Source organism: Streptomyces sp. MA5143a, from assembly GCF_900290235.1.
Lineage (GTDB): Bacteria > Actinomycetota > Actinomycetes > Streptomycetales > Streptomycetaceae > Streptomyces.
On sequence record NZ_OLMK01000002.1, the window covers coordinates 56,486 to 75,153 of the forward strand.

At 71.1% G+C, this 18,668-nt stretch carries 13 protein-coding genes; 8 read left to right on the forward strand and 5 right to left on the reverse strand.

Translation table 11 applies throughout. From position 1 onward, the window contains the following. Window positions 1-40: 40 nt before the first annotated feature. On the reverse strand, window positions 41-238 hold the full coding sequence (locus SMA5143A_RS01055) for a DUF397 domain-containing protein (protein ID WP_107460906.1): 198 nt from the start codon (window positions 236-238) through the stop codon (window positions 41-43). Next, window positions 235-1,104, reverse strand: a complete 870-nt coding sequence (locus tag SMA5143A_RS01060) for a helix-turn-helix domain-containing protein (protein WP_107460907.1) — start codon at window positions 1,102-1,104, stop codon at window positions 235-237. Before SMA5143A_RS01060 ends, SMA5143A_RS01055 begins: the two co-directional genes overlap by 4 nt. Window positions 1,105-1,248: 144 nt before the next feature. Between SMA5143A_RS01060 and SMA5143A_RS01065 the strand changes: the two genes are divergently transcribed. The 5 genes from SMA5143A_RS01065 to SMA5143A_RS01085 all read left to right on the forward strand — a co-directional run bounded on the left by SMA5143A_RS01065 (window position 1,249) and on the right by SMA5143A_RS01085 (window position 10,279). Further along, on the forward strand, window positions 1,249-1,737 hold the full coding sequence (locus SMA5143A_RS01065) for an ATP-binding protein (RefSeq protein WP_181361662.1): 489 nt from the start codon (window positions 1,249-1,251) through the stop codon (window positions 1,735-1,737). Window positions 1,738-1,768: 31 nt separating this feature from the next. After that, window positions 1,769-3,382: a TIGR02677 family protein gene (locus tag SMA5143A_RS01070; RefSeq protein ID WP_107460909.1), complete on the forward strand. Its 1,614-nt coding sequence runs from the start codon at window positions 1,769-1,771 to the stop codon at window positions 3,380-3,382. Further along, a complete protein-coding gene (locus tag SMA5143A_RS01075) occupies window positions 3,379-4,686 on the forward strand; it encodes a TIGR02678 family protein (RefSeq protein WP_107460910.1) in 1,308 nt (435 codons plus the stop codon). Before SMA5143A_RS01070 ends, SMA5143A_RS01075 begins: the two co-directional genes overlap by 4 nt. A gap of 8 nt (window positions 4,687-4,694) precedes the next feature. Beyond that, window positions 4,695-8,930 (forward strand): TIGR02680 family protein, encoded by a 4,236-nt coding sequence (locus tag SMA5143A_RS01080; protein ID WP_107460922.1) that lies wholly within the window; start codon window positions 4,695-4,697, stop codon window positions 8,928-8,930. An 83-nt stretch (window positions 8,931-9,013) separates the two neighbouring features. After that, a complete protein-coding gene (locus SMA5143A_RS01085; protein WP_258193204.1) occupies window positions 9,014-10,279 on the forward strand; it encodes a TIGR02679 family protein in 1,266 nt (421 codons plus the stop codon). 225 nt (window positions 10,280-10,504) lie between these two features. On the opposite strand, the gene SMA5143A_RS01090 is transcribed toward SMA5143A_RS01085, so the two are convergent. The 3 genes from SMA5143A_RS01090 to SMA5143A_RS01100 form a co-directional block, all read right to left on the reverse strand. Next, window positions 10,505-12,034 carry a helix-turn-helix domain-containing protein gene (locus SMA5143A_RS01090; protein ID WP_107460911.1) on the reverse strand — a complete coding sequence of 510 codons (1,530 nt, stop codon included), beginning with the start codon at window positions 12,032-12,034 and terminating at the stop codon, window positions 10,505-10,507. 142 nt (window positions 12,035-12,176) lie between these two features. Beyond that, window positions 12,177-12,374, reverse strand: coding sequence for a DUF4236 domain-containing protein (locus SMA5143A_RS01095; protein ID WP_107460912.1), 198 nt, complete (start codon window positions 12,372-12,374; stop codon window positions 12,177-12,179). A 164-nt stretch (window positions 12,375-12,538) separates the two neighbouring features. After that, window positions 12,539-12,808 (reverse strand): hypothetical protein, encoded by a 270-nt coding sequence (locus tag SMA5143A_RS01100; RefSeq protein WP_107460913.1) that lies wholly within the window; start codon window positions 12,806-12,808, stop codon window positions 12,539-12,541. A 349-nt stretch (window positions 12,809-13,157) separates the two neighbouring features. Between SMA5143A_RS01100 and SMA5143A_RS01105 the strand changes: the two genes are divergently transcribed. The 3 genes from SMA5143A_RS01105 (at window position 13,158) to SMA5143A_RS01115 (ending at window position 18,666) form a co-directional block, all read left to right on the forward strand. Next, window positions 13,158-14,222 carry a hypothetical protein gene (locus SMA5143A_RS01105; protein WP_107460914.1) on the forward strand — a complete coding sequence of 355 codons (1,065 nt, stop codon included), beginning with the start codon at window positions 13,158-13,160 and terminating at the stop codon, window positions 14,220-14,222. 239 nt (window positions 14,223-14,461) lie between these two features. Next, complete coding sequence (acnA, locus tag SMA5143A_RS01110) at window positions 14,462-17,179, forward strand: aconitate hydratase AcnA (protein WP_107460924.1); 2,718 nt, start codon at window positions 14,462-14,464, stop codon at window positions 17,177-17,179. A 413-nt stretch (window positions 17,180-17,592) separates the two neighbouring features. After that, entirely contained in the window at window positions 17,593-18,666 is a 1,074-nt protein-coding gene (locus tag SMA5143A_RS01115) for a lytic polysaccharide monooxygenase (RefSeq protein ID WP_181361664.1), read from the forward strand. Window positions 18,667-18,668: the final 2 nt, after the last annotated feature.

Sequence of the window (18,668 nt, forward strand, 5' to 3'; positions counted from 1 at the left end):
CCTTGAGCGGGCGGCAGGGCTCTCGCTTCTCGTACGACCGTCAGGCCTGCATGACGAATCCTGCCCATGCTTCAGGAGACACGTGGATGACGGGTCCGGCCACGGCCTTGGAGTCCCGGATGTGTACGACTCCCGTGTCGGCCGCGACCTCGACGCAGTCGCCGCCCTCGGTTCCGCTGTAGCTGCTCTTGAACCAGGCGAGGTCGGACGCGACGGCCGAGGACTCAGCGGTGTTCATAGCTCTCCCAGCAACCTCTCGATGAACTCAAGGGACTCTCGCGGAGTGAGAGCCTGCGATCGGATGATCCCATAGCGGGCGGCAGCGAGCGCTGTCTGCTCCGGGTCGGTCTGAAGGGTGCCGGTCGACTGGGCCTCGGCGTAAACGAACTTGGTGCCGTCCTTACGCGTGACGACCGTGAACGGCCCATTCACGCCCGCGTTGTCCTCGCAGTCGGTCGGCATCACCTGGATCTCGACGTTGCGTTTCTGACCGATCAGGAGAAGGTGCTCCAACTGCCCTCGCAGCACGTCTTTGCCGCCGTATCGATGCCGTAGTACCGACTCGTCCATGACGAAGCTCAGTAGAGGTGAAGGCTGGCGGTCGAAGATGTCCTGTCGGGCCAGCCGAGCGGCCACGCGCTGCTCGATGGTCTCGTGGTCCAAGACCGGGCGCCGCATGGCGAGCAACGCTCGCATGTACTCCTCGGTCTGAAGCAAGCCCTTTACCACGAGGGCGTCATAAGCGAGCAGTTCGATGGCCTCCTTCTCCAGCTTCGCCATCCCCTGGAAGAACACCGGATACTGAGCCCGCTCCACCTGCTCCTTCCACACCGTCAGCAGCCCGCACGCGTCCAGAACCTCGTCCGCACGCTCGATGGTCCTGGGCGACGGAATCCGCCGACCCTGCTCGTACGACGCGACCGTGGACGCCGAGTATCCGATCCGCCGTCCGAACTCCTCGCGTTCCAGGCCCGCCCGCACCCGGAGCGTCTTCATCGTCTGGCCGAACGCGATGACGACGGCCTGGCCGGACGTGTCCGCCGTCGCCTGTCCCGCGTCGTCCGCCATCACGGTCTCGGCCCTCTCGTCCGTACCCTCGGTCATCGCCACCGCCTCCCTGGCTCAACGCCGTCCCGGCGGCCTCGTCACGCCGCGCACCTCGTACCCGTACCGCCACCACGCGTACAACGGCCCGCGTCGGTGCGTCACCACTGGTCACGCTACGCGACCGGGGACACCGTTGTCGGCATGACGAACCAACTCCCCAGCCCCGTCGGCGCCTCCCAACCCATGTGTCACAGCGACGACCTGAGCCGCACCTTCGAGATGCGTTTCACCTCCACCCCACGGGGCGCTCGCCTCGCCCGCCGACTGGCCGCGCACCGGCTGGACACCTGGGGGGTCCCGTACGGCACCGGCCCGCACGAAGAGATCGTGCTGGTCCTCGGCGAGCTGACCGCCAACGCCGTACGGCACGGCCATGTCCCCAGCCGGGACTTCCATCTGCTCCTGCACGTGAGCGAACCCGCCCACACGGTAAGGATCGAGGTCTCCGACACCCGTACCGAACGCACGCCGCCCGAGCCGGAAGCGCTGCCCGCCCCCGGCTCGGAGGACACCGGCGGCCGAGGGCTGCTTCTGGTCGCGGCGCTCGCCACCCGCTGGGGCTGGCACCCCCGGCCCGGAGGCCCCGGCAAGACGGTCTGGGCGGAGTGCGTGTTCGCAACTCCCACATGAGCTCGCGACCGCGGTGGAAGAATGTGCCGAGATGACCTCCAGCAACTACTCTCCGTTCGCCCACCTCACCACTCCCAACGCCCCCCTCTACCGCCAGGTCATGCGGGCCTTCCTCGCCGCCAAGGAGCGGTTCGCGGTGCATCTGCGGCCGGAGGACGTGCACGCCGCATTGGACGCGGAGAGCCGTCCCGCCGACCTCGAAGCGGTGACGCAGGCGCTGGACAAGCTCGTGGAGTGGGGCAATCTTCGGGCCGACCCGGACCACGCACGCGTGACGGCGGTCGTGGACTTCTATCGCAGGCGGTTCATCTACCAGCTCACCCGGGCCGGTGAGGCGGCCGAGGCGGCGCTGGGGACGTACGACGAGGTGCTGGGGCGGCGCGGGGAACTCCAGGCGGTCGCGCTGCACGACATCGTCACGCAGCTGCGGGCGCTCCTGGTGATCGCCGCGGAGGACGAGCCCGACCCGGCCAAGACGTACGTCGCCCTGTCCGTGCTGACGGCGCGGTTCACCGACCTCGCCGACAATGCCCGCGCCTTCATGGGTTCGTTGCAGCGCACCATCGACCTGCACGACATCGAGGTCGAGGCGTTCCTCGCCTACAAGGACCGGCTGATCCAGTACCTGGAGCGCTTCATCCAGGACCTCATCACCCTCGGTGGGCGGATCGCCCTGCTGATCGGGGAGCTGGAGGAGCAGGAGCGGGTCGGACCGCTGCTGCGGCTCGCCGCCGCCCGCGAGGCCGCCGACGCCGCCCCCGAGGACGCCGAGCGGGCGGAGGCGGTGGCATACGAGCGGTGGGCGGCCCGGTGGTCCGGGCTCGCCGAGTGGTTCGTGTCGGGGGAGGGGCGGGAGTCGCAGGCCCGACTCCTGCGCGGGCGAGCGCTCGGTTCGATCCCGCAGCTCCTGGCCGTCGTACGACAGCTCAACGAGCGGCGGGCCGGACGCTCGGACCGTTCCGCCGACTTCCGTACCCTGGCGCGTTGGTTCGCCCAGGCCCCGGACGACGAGGCGCGGCACCGGCTCTGGCGGGTGGCGTTCGGGCTGCACTCGTCCCGGCACCTCACCGTCGACGCCGACACCCTCGCCGAACGGACGGTTGCCCCGGAGCCGGCCGCCACCCCGTGGAGCGAGGCGCGATCGCTGCGGATCAGTCCTCAACTCCGCCGCACCGGCAGCTACGAGCGGCGCGGCAGGCCGCGCCGGGTGGCTGACCGGGGCGAGGCCAAGCGTCGGCTCGCCGAGATCGCCGCCCGGCAGACGGAGGAGACCAGGCGGGCCCGGGACCGTCTCGTGACGGACGGACCGGTACGGCTGTCCCGGCTCGGTGGACTCGACCCGCACGCCTTCCAGTTGTTCCTGCGGCTGCTCGGCGACGCGCTCGCCACCTGGCGGCCGGGCACCATCACCACCGTCGCCACCAGCGGGGACGGTTCGATGGAGATCCGGCTGACCGCCCTCGACGACGGATCGACAGCCGAAGTACGCACACCCGACGGTGTGTTCAGCGGTCCCGACCACCTGATCGACATCGTCGACCTCACGGCGGGGCAGCGCGACCGCGCCGCCGCACCGGCATCGGCACCCGGTCCCCTCCCCGCCCCGCGACGGGACACCGCTCCGCAGCTCGCGGAGGACCGATGAGCGGCCCCCTCGCCGAGGTCCTCGACGGCCAGCGGCAGGCCGACCTCCAGAAGGCCGCACGCGCCCTGCTGAAGGAGCCGCTGATCACCGCCGACGGACCGTACGCCGACGAGTTCCGGCTGGTGCGCCGGCACACCGCCGAGCTGCGGGAGTGGTTCGAACGCAACGTCGGCTGGACGCTGCGCACGGACGCCGACGCCGCACGGCTGCGCAAGACGCCGGGAACCCTCACCGACGCCACCCACCCTGCGCGCGAGGCCGGCCGCAGTGCCCTGCCCTTCACCCGCCGCCGCTATGTCCTGCTCTGCCTGGCCCTGGCCGCGCTGGAACGGGGCGAGTCGCAGGTGGCTCTCGGACGCCTCGCCGAGCAGATCGTCCTGGCCGCCGCCGATCCCGAACTCGTCGCCGCCGGGATCGCGTTCACCCTGGAGCGGCGCGACGAGCGCCTCGACCTCGCGGCCGTCGTCCGCCTGCTGCTGCGGCTCGGGGTGCTGCGGCGGGTGGCCGGGGACGAGGACGCCTACGTCAGTGGATCGGGCGACGTGCTGTACGACGTGCGGCGGCGCGTACTGGCCGGGATGTCGGCGTCCCTGCGGGGCCCCTCCATGGTCGAGGCCGAGGGCTTCGAGGAGCGCCTGGTGGAGATGACCGCGTGGACCGCGCTCGACAGCGACGAGCTCAGGTTCCGGGCGGTCCGCTGGAAGCTGACCCGCATCCTCCTGGACGACCCGGTGCTGTACTACGACGACCTGACCGACGAGGAACTGGCCTACCTCACCCGGCAGCGGGGCTTCATCACCGCCCGGATCAACGAACTGACGGGACTCGTCCCGGAGGTCCGGGCCGAGGGCATCGCCATGGTCGACCCGATGGACGACCTCACGGACGTGCGCATGCCGGAACAGGGCACCCACGGCCACATCACCCTGCTGCTGGCGGGACACCTGGCGCGGGCGGCCGGGCCCGTCGAACCGGCGGAGCTGGCGGCCCGCGTACGGGAACTGGCCGCGGAGCACGGCGGGTTCTGGTCCAAGTCGGCGAGGGAACCGGGCGCGGAGCCCGAACTCGTCGAGCAGGCGCTGAGCAAGCTGGTGGCGCTGGGACTCGCCGAGCGCACCGACGGGGGCGTCGTACCGCGGCCGGCCCTCGCGCGGTACGCGGTCGGCGAACCCGTGGTCAGGGAACCCGGACGGGCTTGCCGTTCCGCCACGACCGCGCAACCCGCGCAACCCGCGCAACCCGCGCAACCCGCGCAACCCGCGCAACCCGTGCAGCCCATCCAGCCCGTGCAGGACGAAAGGTGAACCGCCCCGTGACCGCGCTCCACGGACCCGAGTCGCCCGGCCTCGCGCTGCCATCTCCCGCGCCCGGCCGGTGGCGGCCCCTGCGCATCGGACTCGTCGATCTCTTCCACTACGACGTCGAGGAGTTCTGGTTCCGCGACGGCCGGCTGCTGTTGCGTGGTAACAACGGCACCGGCAAGTCGAAGGTGCTCGCCCTTACCCTGCCGTTCCTCCTGGACGGCGACCTCTCCGCCCGCCGCGTCGAACCCGACGGCGACCCGGGCAAGCGCATGGAGTGGAACCTCCTCCTGGGCGGCGCGCACCCGCACCCCGAACGGCTCGGCTACACCTGGATCGAGTTCGGACGGCTCGACGGCGCCACCGGCGAGGCGTACTTCCGCACACTGCTGTGCGGCCTGAAGGCGGTCGCCGGACGCGGCATCGCCCGCCACTGGTTCGCGGTCACCGACCAGCGGATCGGTGCCGATCTCGACCTGCTGGACGCGACCGGGACGGCACTGTCCCGGGACCGGCTCGCGGAGGCCATCGGCGGCCACGGCATGGTCCACGACACGGCGAAGGCCTACCGCAGGGCCGTCGACGAAGCCCTCTTCGGGCTCGGGGAGCGGCGCTACGGGGCCCTCGTCGACCTCCTGATCCAACTGCGCCAGCCCCAGCTGTCCAAGCGCCCCAGCGAGGCCGCCCTGTCCCGGGCACTGACCGAGGCGCTGCCGCCGATGGACCAGGCGGTCGTCGCCGACGCGGCGGAGGCGTTCCGGTCGCTGGACGAGGAGAAGGAGGAACTGCGGGCGGCCCGCGAGGCCGAACAGGCGTCCTCGGCGTTCCTCGACCACTACCGCCGCTACGCCCGCCTCGCCTCCCGGCGCCGCGCCCGCCTGCCCCGCCGGGAACACGCCCGCTACGAGAATCTGCAAAGGGAACTCGCCAGGGCGCAGGCGGACCGGGAGCGGGCCGTTGCGGACCGTGAGGAGGCACGGGAGAGGGGTGCCGCCCTCGACGAGCGGGCCGCGCGGCTGGCCGCTCAGGACGCCACGCTGCGCTCCCGGCCCGAGATGCGTGACGCCCGCGCGCTCGACCGGGCGGCGGACGACGCATCCCGCACGGCCGCGGAGCTGAAGCGGGCCGAGGCGGACCGGCGTACGGCCGCCGAGGCGCACACCCGGGCCCTGGGTCGGCTCGCCACCGCGGACAACCGGCTCACGGCCGCCCGGGAGGCGCTGGACGGCATCCGGGACCGGGTGGCCGGGAGCGCCGCGGCCGCCCGGCTCGGCGTCCCCAGGACGGAGGGAGCCCCCGACGCGGTGCTGCGCCGGGAGGCGGACCAGGCGACCGCGAGCAGGCGGCGCGCCGTCGAGCACGTGGCGGAGCTCGTCACGCGGGCCGAGCAGGCCGAGGAGCGGCACCGCGCCGCCCGGCTGCGCGCCGACGAGGCCGACGAGGAGGTCGTGCACGCCGAGGAACGGCTGGCCGAGGCAGGAGAGGACGTCGCCCGGGAGGGGCGGGCGCTGGTCACGGCCGTACGGGCGCACCTCTCCGGGTGTGTGGAGCTGCGGGTGCCCGGGCTGCCCGGGGTCCTGGACGCCGTACAGGACTGGGCGAGCTCTCTGGACGGTCCACTGCCGGCCCGTACGGCGGCGAGCGAAGCGCATCGCGCCGCCGCCTCCCACCTGGCGGACCGGGCGGCCGGGCTGGCCCACCGCGAGGCGGCGACGGCGGAGCGGCAGCGGCTGGCGGGGGAGGAGCTGACCACCCTCGAAACGGGTCGGCAGCGCGGCCCTGCGGCTCCCCCCACGCGCACACCCGGCGTGCGGGGCCGGGGCCCCGGCGCTCCGCTGTGGCGGCTCGTCGACTTCCGCCCGCACGTCACCGGCGCCGACCGCGCTGGACTGGAAGCCGCGCTGGAGGCGTCGGGGCTTCTCGACGCGTGGGTGCGGCCGGACGGCTCCGCGGCCGCGGCGGACGGACATGACGTATTGCTCGATCCGGTCGGACTGCTCGGCGGGACCGGCCTCGACCGCGCGCTGTGCCCAGCGGTCGACCCCGCGGACGCGGGGGCCGCAGCCGTGGGGGAGGAGACGGTCGCGCGTCTGCTCGCCTCGATCGGGCTGGCTGCGAGCGACGGCGAGGGGCCCGGCGAAGCCTCCTTCCAGGCCGGTGGCCACGACACCTGGGTCTGCGCGGACGGGCGCTTCCGCGTCGGGGCGCTAACCGGAAGCTGGGCCAAGGACAGCGCCCAGTACGTGGGGGAAGGAGCGCGGGAACAGGCGCGACGCGTCCGGATCGGAGAACTGCGCGCCGAAATCGACGGCCTGACGGCGGAACGGGAACGACTGGCCGAGGAGTCCCGCGCCGTGGCCGGGCGCCGCGCTGTGCTGGACGCCGAACTCGCCGCACTACCGGGCGACGACGACCTGCGGCACGCCCACGCCCGCGTCACCGCCGTGACCGAGGCGGTCCGCCGCGCCCGCGCCCGGCGGGACGAACGCGCCGCGGAACTGGCTCCGGCGGCGCGACAGGCCGAGCGCGCGGCGACCGAACTTGCCGACACCGCGGCAGCCTTGAACCTCCCCACCGACCACACGGCACTGGGCGCCGTGCGCCAGGCGCTCGCCGACCACACCGCCCTCCTGGCGGCCCTGTGGCCCGCACTGCGCGAGCGCGCGGAAGCCGAGCGCGCGGTGACCGCTGAGCGGGAGGAGACCAGCCGGGCCGACGTCCTCGTGTCCGAACTCGCGGAGCGCGCCGCGGAGGCGGCTCGGGTGGCCGCGGCGGCGGACGAACACCTCGCGACGCTCCGCTCCACCGTCGGGGCGGCCGTCGCCGAGCTGCAGCGGCAACTGGAGGAGACGGCCGAGGCGGCCCGGGTCTGCGAGCACGAGCAGCGGCAGGCCCGGGCGGAGCACGGTGACGCCGACCGGCGGGCCAGCCGCGCCGAGGGACGCATCGAGCAGCTCGCCGAGGACGTCACCGAGGCGACCGCCGCGCGGGAGGAAGCCGTCGCGGCGCTCCAGCGGTTCGCCGCGACGGGGCTGCTCGCCGTCGCGCTGCCCGACATCGACGTACCGGACGACGGCGCGGGGGAGTGGGCGGCGACCCCCGCCGTCGCCCTAGCGCGGGCCGTGGAATCCCGGCTCTCCTCGGTCGACGACACCGACGCGGCCTGGGAGCGCGTGCAGAAGCGGCTGAGCGAGGAGTTCGGCAGGCTCCAGGACGCGCTGTCGCGGCACGGCCACACGGCCACCGCCCGCCCGAGCGAGGACGGTATGCGGGTCGACATCGTCTACCAGGGCCGGGAACGGGCCGTGCCCGAACTCGCCCAGGCACTGGCCGTGGAGGTCGCGGAACTGACCCGCATCCTGTCCGCACGCGAGCGCGAGATCCTCCAGACCCATCTGATCACCGAGGTCGCCGGGACGCTCCAGGAACTGATCGGGGCGGCCGAACGGCAGGTGGCCGCCATGAACAGGGAGCTGGAGGAGCGCCCGACCTCCACAGGCATGAAGCTGCGGCTGGTGTGGAGGGCGTCCCGCCGGGCCCCGCAGGGGCTGGCCCAGGCCCGCGAACGGCTGCGTCAGTCGGCCGACGCGTGGTCGCCCGAGGATCGGGCCGCGGTCGGCGCGTTCCTCCAGGAGCAGATCGCCCACCGGCAGGCCGACGACAGCACCGGCAGCTGGCTGGAGGACCTCACTGCCGCCCTCGACTACCGGTCCTGGCACGAGTTCGGCGTCGAACGCCACCAGCACGGCAAGTGGGTGCCGGCCACCGGCCCCGCCTCGGGCGGGGAGCGGGTACTGGCCGCCTCTGTGCCCCTGTTCGCCGCCGCATCCTCGCACTACGCCAGCGCGGGCGGTGCGTACGCCCCGCGCCTGGTCACCCTGGACGAGGCGTTCGCCGGCGTCGACGACGACTCGCGCGCCAAGTGCCTCGGTCTGCTGCGCGCCTTCGACCTCGACGTCGTCATGACCAGCGAACGCGAGTGGGCCTGCTACCCCCAGGTGCCGGGCATCGCCATCGCCCAGCTGTCCCGCGTCGACGACATCGACGCCGTACTGGTGACGCGGTGGGAGTGGGACGGCAGCGAACGGCGGCGCGGCACGGAGCCCGGTGCCCGGGCGGACGCGTTCGCGGCGGCCGCCGGTGCCGGCGACTCCGGTGAGGGGGCCGACGGACCGGTGAGTTCCTCCGCTGAGCCGGGGCGGGCCGTCGTCGACAGCTCCGGCGGCCAGGAGGCCCTGTGGACGTGACGCCTTCGGCGACCCCGCACGGCCGCGACGGCGGCCGGACGGCGGCCGGCCGCACGACGCCGCCGACCGCCACCGTGGACGCGGTGCCGGCCGTGCCGCCACCGGCAGAAGCCCTGACCGACGTCGATACCGAGCGCCTCGGACGCCTGCTCGGCGATCCCGGGCTTGCCTGGTTCGTGGACCGCGTGCGGCAGCGCTTGGCACGTGGCCGGCCGCTGACGGGCTCCGTCACGTTGTCCGACCCCGATGAGGTCCAACGCCGCGCCGCCGAGCGCCTGCTGGGACGGGCACCACGATCCAGCGGCTCCCTCAGCGTTCGCCTCGTCACCGTCGATGAGATTTTGCGTCGCTCCGGAGCCAGCCCCGACGGCCTGGCGGCGGCCGTCGTCGCCCTCACCGGCCCGGTCGTACTCCACGCCGAGACACGGAACAGGGAGGAACGGGCCTGGGAGGAGGCGTACGCCCCGCTCGGCATCCTCGACGGGGAACTGGCCCGCTGGGCCGAGCGGATCCGCGGTGACGGTCTCGTACGGCGCCTCGCCCGAACACCGGAGGCCGTGGGGCCCCTGGTGGCGGCCGCCGTGCGCGCGTTGCGTGCGCTGCCCGCGTCACCCCCGACCTCGCGGGCGACGTTCGCGGCACGGAACCTTTCGGGCGCCCATGCCCTGGACGAGGGGACGCCGCTCGCCACGCTCGTCCTGTCGGGCATCCGTTGCCTCACCGGCTTCCCCGACGGCTCCGGTGCGCAGTGGCGGCGGGAGGCGTGGGCCTCGGCGGGCCTGCTCAAGGACGACCTGTCATCGACCGTCCTCACTCTCAACCTGCGTGGTACGCCGGCCCTCGACTGGATGGCCGACACGGGGGAGCCAGCGGTGCTGACGCTCCGCTCCCTCACCGGTCGCGCACCGGTTGCCTCCGTTCCGACGCCGTGCGACGTCTATATCTGCGAAAACCCGGCGGTACTGTCCGGCGCCGCCAGTACTCTCGGCCCTGCGTGCCCTCCCATGGTGTGCCTTCAGGGGCAGCCGTCGGCCGCCGCGCTCACCTTGCTGCGCGACCTGTCGATGCGGGGAGCCCACCTTCTCTACCACGGCGATTTCGACTGGGGCGGTGTGCGCATCGCCGCAGCACTGGCACGAAGCATCCCTTGGCGGGCGTGGCGTTACACGGCCGCCGATTACCGAGCAGCAGTGACCGCCGTGGCCGAAGCCCCGGAACTGACGGGCCAGCCTGCCGCAACTCCCTGGGACCCGGCCCTGGCCATCGCTCTCACCGAGTGTGGTGTCCGGATCGAGGAGGAAACGGTGTTGGACGACCTGCTCACAGACCTTGAACCGGGGTCCCGCTGATGCGTAGGTGAAAGTGCAGCCGGCGCAGATTCGGACGAGTACCGAGGCAGAGTTCTGTCACCTCGGGAAAGTTCCGGGGACGTACCATGTTGAATCGCGCGGTGACCGGAGGCCTTTGGTCCCGGCCGAAGTCCCGGAGAAGTCCCACAGGCGCCGCCACCTTCCGTCTCGCCGCACGTTCATGCAGGTCAGTAGGGACGTGACGGCGTCTTTTTGTGAGAACTTTCAGATGTCCCGGAAGGTCTCGATCTGTGCCCCCACCGTGTTGAGGCGCTCCGCGAGGTCCTCGTAACCGCGGTTGATGACGTAGACGTTGCGGAGGACGGACGTGCCCTCGGCGGCCATCATCGCGAGGAGGACGACCACGGCGGGGCGCAGGGCCGGCGGGCACATCATCTCGGCCGCGCGCCAGCGGGTCGGGCCCTCGACGAGCACCCGGTGCGGGTCGAGCAGTTGGAGGCGGCCGCCGAGGCGGTTGAGGTCGGTGAGGTAGATCGCCCGGTTGTCGTACACCCAGTCGTGGATGAGGGTCTTGCCCTGGGCGACGGCGGCGATGGCCGCGAAGAACGGGACGTTGTCGATGTTCAGGCCGGGGAACGGCATCGGGTGGATCTTGTCGATCGGCGCCTGGAGCTTCGAGGGCCGGACGGTGAGGTCCACCAGTCGCGTACGGCCGTTGTCGGCGAAGTACTCCGTCGTGCGGTCGTGGTCGAGACCCATCTCCTCCAGGACCGCCAGCTCGATCTCCAGGAACTCGATCGGCACCCGGCGCACCGTCAGCTCCGACTCGGTGACGACCGCGGCGGCGAGCAGGCTCATCGCCTCGACTGGGTCCTCGGAGGGCGAGTAGTCGACATCCGCGTCGATGTGCGGCACGCCGTGCACCGTGAGCGTGGTCGTGCCGATGCCCTCGACCCGGACGCCGAGCGCCTCCAGGAAGAAGCACAGGTCCTGGACCATGTAGTTGGACGAGGCGTTGCGGATGACGGTCACACCGTTGTGGCGGGCCGCGGCGAGCAGCGCGTTCTCGGTCACCGTGTCGCCGCGCTCGGTCAGCACGATCGGACGGCCCGGCGTCACGGACCGGTCCACCTCGGCGTGGTAGAGGCCCTCCGTCGCGGTGATGTCCAGCCCGAACCGGCGCAGCGCGATCATGTGCGGTTCGATGGTCCGCGTACCGAGGTCGCAACCGCCCGCGTACGGCAGCTTGAAGTGGTCCATGCGGTGCAGCAGCGGGCCGAGGAACATGATGATCGACCGGGTGCGGCGGGCCGCCTCCGCGTCGATCGCCGCCAGGTCCAGCTCGGCCGGCGGCACGATCTCCAGGTCGACGCCGTCGTTGATCCAGCGGGTGCGGACGCCGATGGAGCCGAGCACCTCCAGCAGGCGGTACACCTCCTCGATCCGGGCCACCCGGCGCAGCACCGTGCGCCCCTTGTTCAACAGGGAGGCGCACAGCAGCGCGACACACGCGTTCTTGCTGGTCTTCACATCGATCGAACCGGAGAGCCGGCGCCCGCCGACCACCCGCAGATGCATCGGACCCGCGTACCCCAGCGAGACGATCTCACTGTCCAGGGCTTCACCGATTCGAGCGATCATCTCAAGGCTGATGTTTTGATTGCCACGCTCGATTCGATTCACCGCGCTCTGACTCGTCCCGAGCGCCTCCGCCAACTGCGACTGTGTCCAACCGCGGTGCTGCCGTGCGTCACGGATGAGCTTGCCGATGCGTTCGAGGTAGTCGTCTGCCATGAGGGTGAGGTTATCTCAGATATGAGATGGCGCCTCTTGGGGGGTCTGTTGGGGTGGTGCGGCGGGAGCGTTCGGGTGACAGGCCCTCAGGCGGGTGGACGGGGGGCCGGCTCCGCTCGGTCCGGTCCTCCGCGCTACGCGCTCAGTGACGCCTCGCGCTGCGCGTGCGGCGCCAGCCGAAGGGGCCGGGCAGGTCCATCGACGTCGTGCGGCGTCCCGTACTGCTGTGGGTGTGGCGCGGGCCGTTGCCGCCGCCGGTCGTGATGGACCAGGAGCGCTTGTTGATGTTCAGCCGGACGCCCGGCAGGATCCGGAAACTCTTGCGGAACGTGAGCGGCATGGATGCCTCCTTCCGATGTCCAACTCGGGTACCCCGTCCGCCGATTGCCATGCGGACACGGACGCGGACGCGGACGCGGGAGGACCCGGACCCGGGCGGGGGAGGCCGGTGCCGGTGGAGACCCGGTGCTCCCGTCGGGTCTCCACCTCCCCGGGTTCGCGCCGCTATTCCTGCTCGGGCGGATCCAGCAGGGCTGTGGCCACGTGTGCCTGGGCGCGCTCCACGTAGGCGCGGCTGGCCTCCTGGAATGAGCTCGTGCGTACCCGCTCACGTATGTAGTGGTCGATGCCCTCGCGGATCACGGCGTTGGCCGTGGTGTCCTCGACGGCCGCCACCGCGTGGATCCGCTGGAGGAGTTGGGCCGGGAACCGGACGGAGACGACGACCTGGCGATCCTTGGCTTCGGTGTGGCTGCTCTTCCGTTCATTCGACACGTGAGTCCCTTCGGTGGGGCGTCGGCGTGCCGGATCTCAGAAGGGCGAGAGGGCGGGCACGCCTCCCCGGTGTGTACTGAGTTGCAATACGGCCATGAGGCACAGTTCGCTCAACTCGGCCAGGGTACAACGCGCTTCGCGACTTCAAGAAGCTCTGTAGTGCGAGCACTGCCTGCGTGAACGCACTACGGTCATCCAATTGCCCCTGGATACTTAAAACTTCACGAAGCGTTGACGTTTGCGTCGTGTGTGCGACACGACACCCACACGAGGTACTCTGCGCCAGAGGGCGCGTGAGCGTGGGGGGCCTCAGTCACCACCCTTGATCACAAAGGGAGTTGGACCTCGGATGAACCGGTCTGGTACCTGCGGCAACCCGCAACGCATCGCCTCCGTGCACGTGGCGACCGTCGTCGCCGAAGCGCTGTACGCCCAGCAGCGCGAGACTCTCTACGGGGCCCGCCGGCCCGTGGACGTCGACCAGGCCCACGCGCGGCTTGCGGGGTACGACCCCGTCGAAGCCGTGCGCGCGCTGCGGGACCCGCACACGTACGACCCGACGCTGCACCCGCCCGCAGCCGCGACGACCCGGGAGGTCTCCGGGGTGGTTTCCCCGGTGCTCCCCCGGCGGACTTCCGGGGAGCCCTCCCCGGAGGAGGAGCGCGCCGACTTCCTCGCCCGGCTCTTCCGTGCCGCGCGGGAAGTGCTGGACCGCCTCGGAGAGGAGATGGGCACCCCGATCGCCCTGATCGGCGCGGAGGGGGAACATGAGGAGCGCCTGGAGCTCTTCCGGAGCCACGTCCTCGCCGAGCGGCCGGTCGTCTCCGTGTCGGTGACCGGTTGCCCGCAGGCGCTCCTGATCCGAGGTGACGCCCGTGCCGCCTCCCTCTCGGTGCTGGTCTGGCTGCCGAGCCCGCCGCTCGCCGCGGCGACGGTCACGCTGGAGTCCGCTCTCATCGCCGACTGCACCTCGGCGTACCGCCTGTCGCCCGAGGGGGAGTGGGAGGAGCTGACGGAGGACACCCCCGCCGTCAGCCCCGGGACGGGGTACCTCGTCTTCCCCTGGTCGATGGTGGCGCGGGCCGACCTGCTGACCAAGGAGTTCCCGAAGATCGAGTTCCAGGAGGAGACGACCTCCGCCATCATCCAGGCCGTTCTCAACCACCGCGTCCCGGCCGCCATCCATCCGTCGGGCGAGGTCCTGGACAGCGCCATCCTGCTGGTCGCCGCCGCGCAGGGGCTCACGGTCCGCCTGCACGACGTCGAGGGCACCCCGATGACGGCCCTGGAGGCGAGCAAGATGCTCTTCCGGGCTGTCAGGGAGGGCTCGCCGACGCTTCCGGGGGTCATCATCGCCCGTGGTCAGGAGACCGCCCAATGGGTCGCGGAGCTGCTGGGCGGCGTGCGCGCGTGACACTGACGACGACTCCGTCCGGCGGGTTCCGGGGACATTGGCGCACGCCACATCCGCCCGGGCATGACCTGTCCGCGCCTATGTACTAGAGTTATCTCGACATCGAGATATCTGCCGAGGCGCACTGCGGCCGCCACCCCGGTAAGGGGTACCTAACTTAGCCTTACCTTAGCGGATCGGCCAAGAGGACGTGGCGGCAGGATGCGGTGGAACGCGCACATGGAATGAAGGAGACTGTCGTGTCGGCGAACAGCTTCGACGCCCGCAGCACGCTGCAGGTGGGCGACGAGTCGTACGAGATCTTCCGGCTGGACAAGGTGGAGGGCTCGGCTCGCCTGCCCTACAGCCTCAAGGTCCTGCTGGAGAACCTGCTCCGCACGGAGGACGGCGCGAACATCACCGCCGACCACATCCGTGCCCTCGGCAACTGGGACTCCCAGGCTCAGCCCAGCCAGGAGATCCAGTTCACGCCGGCCCGCGTGATCATGCAGGACTTCACCGGCGTTCCCTGTGTGGTGGACCTCGCCACCATGCGTGAGGCCGTCAAGGCCCTCGGCGGCGACCCGGCGAAGGTCAACCCCCTCTCCCCGGCCGAGATGGTCATCGACCACTCCGTCATCGCCGACAAGTTCGGCACGAACGACGCCTTCAAGCAGAACGTCGACCTGGAGTACGGCCGCAACAAGGAGCGCTACCAGTTCCTGCGCTGGGGCCAGACCGCGTTCGACGACTTCAAGGTCGTCCCCCCGGGCACCGGCATCGTCCACCAGGTCAACATCGAGCACCTGGCCCGTACGGTCATGGTCCGTAACGGCCAGGCGTACCCCGACACCCTCGTCGGCACCGACTCGCACACCACCATGGTCAACGGCCTCGGTGTGCTCGGCTGGGGCGTCGGCGGCATCGAGGCCGAGGCCGCGATGCTCGGCCAGCCGGTGTCGATGCTCATCCCGCGCGTCGTCGGCTTCAAGCTGACCGGCGAGCTGACCCCCGGCACCACCGCCACCGACCTCGTGCTCACCATCACCGAGATGCTGCGGGGGCACGGTGTCGTCGGCAAGTTCGTCGAGTTCTACGGTGAGGGCGTCGCCGCCACCTCCCTGGCCAACCGCGCCACCATCGGCAACATGTCGCCGGAGTTCGGCTCGACCGCCGCGATCTTCCCGATCGACGCCGAGACGATCAACTACCTGAAGCTCACCGGCCGCTCCGAGCAGCAGCTCGCGCTCGTCGAGGCGTACGCCAAGGAGCAGGGTCTCTGGCTGGACCCGGCCGCCGAGCCCGACTTCTCCGAGAAGCTGGAGCTCGACCTCTCCACGGTCGTCCCCTCCATCGCCGGCCCGAAGCGCCCGCAGGACCGTATCGTCCTCGCGAACGCCGCCGAGCAGTTCAAGACGGACGTCCGCACCTACGTCAACGACGAGTACGAGGCCAGCAAGGAGTCCTTCCCCGGCTCCGACGCCCCGTCGACGATCCCGAACGGCACCCCGTCCAACCCGGTCACCGTGACCGCCCCCGACGGCTCCTCGTACGAGATCGACCACGGCGCGGTGACGGTCGCGGCCATCACCTCCTGCACCAACACCTCGAACCCGTACGTCATGGTCGCCGCCGCGCTCGTCGCCAAGAAGGCCGTGGAGAAGGGCCTGACCCGTAAGCCGTGGGTCAAGACCACCCTCGCCCCGGGCTCGAAGGTCGTCACCGACTACTTCGACAAGGCCGGTCTGACGCCGTACCTCGACAAGGTCGGCTTCAACCTCGTCGGCTACGGCTGCACCACCTGCATCGGCAACTCCGGCCCGCTGCCGGAGGAGGTCTCCAAGGCCGTCAACGACCACGACCTCGCGGTCACCTCGGTCCTCTCCGGCAACCGGAACTTCGAGGGCCGGATCAACCCCGACGTCAAGATGAACTACCTGGCCTCCCCGCCGCTGGTCGTCGCGTACGCCCTCGCGGGCTCCATGAAGGTGGACATCACCAAGGACGCTCTCGGCACCGACCAGGACGGCAAGCCGGTCTACCTCCAGGACATCTGGCCGACCGAGGCCGAGGTCAACGACGTCGTCGCCAACGCCATCGGCGAGGACATGTTCTCCAAGTCCTACCAGGACGTCTTCGCGGGCGACGCCCAGTGGCAGGCCCTGTCGATCCCGACCGGCGACACCTTCGAGTGGGACCCGGAGTCGACCTACGTCCGCAAGCCCCCGTACTTCGAGGGCATGACGATGGAGACCACCCCGGTCACCGACATCACCGGTGCCCGCGTCCTGGCCAAGCTGGGCGACTCGGTCACCACCGACCACATCTCCCCGGCCGGTGCCATCAAGGCCGACACCCCGGCCGGCAAGTACCTCACCGAGCACGGTGTGGAGCGTCGTGACTTCAACTCCTACGGCTCCCGCCGAGGCAACCACGAGGTCATGATCCGCGGCACGTTCGCCAACATCCGCCTGCGCAACCAGATCGCGCCGGGCACCGAGGGCGGCTACACCCGCGACTTCACGCAGGAGGGCGGCCCGGTCTCCTTCATCTACGACGCGTCGCAGAACTACCAGGCCGCCGGCACCCCGCTGGTCATCCTGGGCGGCAAGGAGTACGGCTCCGGCTCGTCCCGCGACTGGGCGGCCAAGGGCACCGCGCTCCTCGGCGTCAAGGCCGTCATCACCGAGTCGTACGAGCGTATCCACCGCTCGAACCTCATCGGCATGGGCGTCCTGCCGTTGCAGTTCCCGGCCGGCCAGTCGGCCGACACCCTCGGTCTGACGGGCGAGGAGACCTTCACCATCACCGGTGTCACCGAGCTGAACGAGGGCACCACCCCGAGCACGGTCAAGGTCACCACCGACACGGGCGTCGAGTTCGACGCGGTCGTCCGCATCGACACCCCCGGTGAGGCCGACTACTACCGCAACGGCGGCATCATGCAGTACGTGCTGCGCAACCTGATCCGCAACTGAGCGATCCGGTAGGGCAGTTGAGGGCCGCATCCCCGGCGACGGGGGTGCGGCCCTCCGTCGTGCACCGGGACGAGCGGCCCTCCGACGCGTCCACCTACCTCCTTGCGCAAACGGTTTACAACCGAACCACTTCGCGCTAGCTTCCGAAGCAGGTGGGGGTGGGAGCGCTCCCATCCCGAGCGGTGGACCGGAACCCGCCCCTCGGGGGGCCGCTCCCGCCCGCACCACCCATGTGTACGCACGCACCTGCACTCCGCCGGGCAAGCACCCGTACATCCGCGGCACGTCCGGCACATCGCGCATCGCACATCCGTACATCGGCGCATCCGTACATCGGCACTTCGGCACATCCGCACGCACGCACCTGCGCACACGCACGTTCCTCAAGGCCGTACACCCAAGGAGCGTTTGTCATGCATGTGACAACACTGCGATTGAGGCTGCCCAAACGGCACCGCGCGCTGCTGCTCGTCCTGCTGGCCCTCGTGACGACGATCCCGGCGCTCGGCCTGGTCGTCACCGCCGGCAGCGGCAGGGCGGAGGCGCACGGCACGCCGATGAAGCCCGGCAGCCGTACCTTCCTGTGCTGGCAGGACGGGCTGACCGACGCCGGTGAGATCAAACCGGTCAACCCGGCCTGCCGGGCGGCACAGCAGACGAGCGGGACGACCCCGTTCTACAACTGGTTCTCGGTGCTCCGCTCGGACGGCGGCGGCCGCACCCGGGGCTTCGTCCCGGACGGTCAGCTGTGCAGCGGCGGCAACACCAACTTCACCGGGTTCAACACGCCCAGCAGGGACTGGCCGCTGACCCACCTCACCGCCGGCGCGAACGTCGACTTCTCGTACAACGCGTGGGCGGCGCACCCGGGCTGGTTCTATGTGTACATCACCAAGGACGGCTTCGACCCGACGAAGACGCTCACCTGGAACGACATCGAGGACCGGCCGTTCCTGAGCGTCGACCACCCGCCGCTGAACGGCAGGCCGGGCACGGTCGAGGCCAACTACTCCTGGCGGGGCCAGCTTCCCGCGAACAAGTCGGGCCGCCACATCATCTACATGGTCTGGCAGCGCTCCGACAGCCAGGAGACCTTCTACTCCTGCTCCGACGTCGTCTTCGACGGTGGCAACGGCGAGGTGACCGGCATCAAGGAGCCCGGCAACCCCACCGAGCCGGTGCCGGGCCAGTGCTCCGCGACCCGCCGTACGACGGGTACGTGGAGCGGCGGTTACCAGTCCGAGGTCGTCGTCAAGAACACCGGTGACGTGCCGATGCTCGGCTGGATGGTCGACTGGACCCTGCCGAGCGGCCAGCGGGTCGACAGCCTCTGGAGCGGCAGCGCCACCTACAGCGGACAGAACGTGATGGTCCACAACGCCAACTGGAACGGCTCGTTGGCCCCCGGCGCGACGGCGACCTTCGGGTACGTGGTCCAAGGGCCGGGAGGTGATTCCAGTACGACACTGCCCTGCCGGGTGGGCTAGGG

Bases quoted from the DNA above. Each gene is read 5' to 3' on its own strand.
- SMA5143A_RS01115 (WP_181361664.1), top strand. From the start codon at position 17,593: ATGCATGTGACAACACTGCGATTGAGGCTGCCCAAACGGCACCGCGCG.
- SMA5143A_RS01060 (WP_107460907.1), bottom strand. From the start codon at position 1,104: ATGACCGAGGGTACGGACGAGAGGGCCGAGACCGTGATGGCGGACGAC.
- SMA5143A_RS01095 (WP_107460912.1), bottom strand. From the start codon at position 12,374: ATGCCGCTCACGTTCCGCAAGAGTTTCCGGATCCTGCCGGGCGTCCGG.
- SMA5143A_RS01055 (WP_107460906.1), bottom strand. From the start codon at position 238: ATGAACACCGCTGAGTCCTCGGCCGTCGCGTCCGACCTCGCCTGGTTC.
- SMA5143A_RS01090 (WP_107460911.1), bottom strand. From the start codon at position 12,034: ATGGCAGACGACTACCTCGAACGCATCGGCAAGCTCATCCGTGACGCA.
- SMA5143A_RS01070 (WP_107460909.1), top strand. From the start codon at position 1,769: ATGACCTCCAGCAACTACTCTCCGTTCGCCCACCTCACCACTCCCAAC.
- SMA5143A_RS01105 (WP_107460914.1), top strand. From the start codon at position 13,158: ATGAACCGGTCTGGTACCTGCGGCAACCCGCAACGCATCGCCTCCGTG.
- SMA5143A_RS01065 (WP_181361662.1), top strand. From the start codon at position 1,249: ATGACGAACCAACTCCCCAGCCCCGTCGGCGCCTCCCAACCCATGTGT.
- SMA5143A_RS01075 (WP_107460910.1), top strand. From the start codon at position 3,379: ATGAGCGGCCCCCTCGCCGAGGTCCTCGACGGCCAGCGGCAGGCCGAC.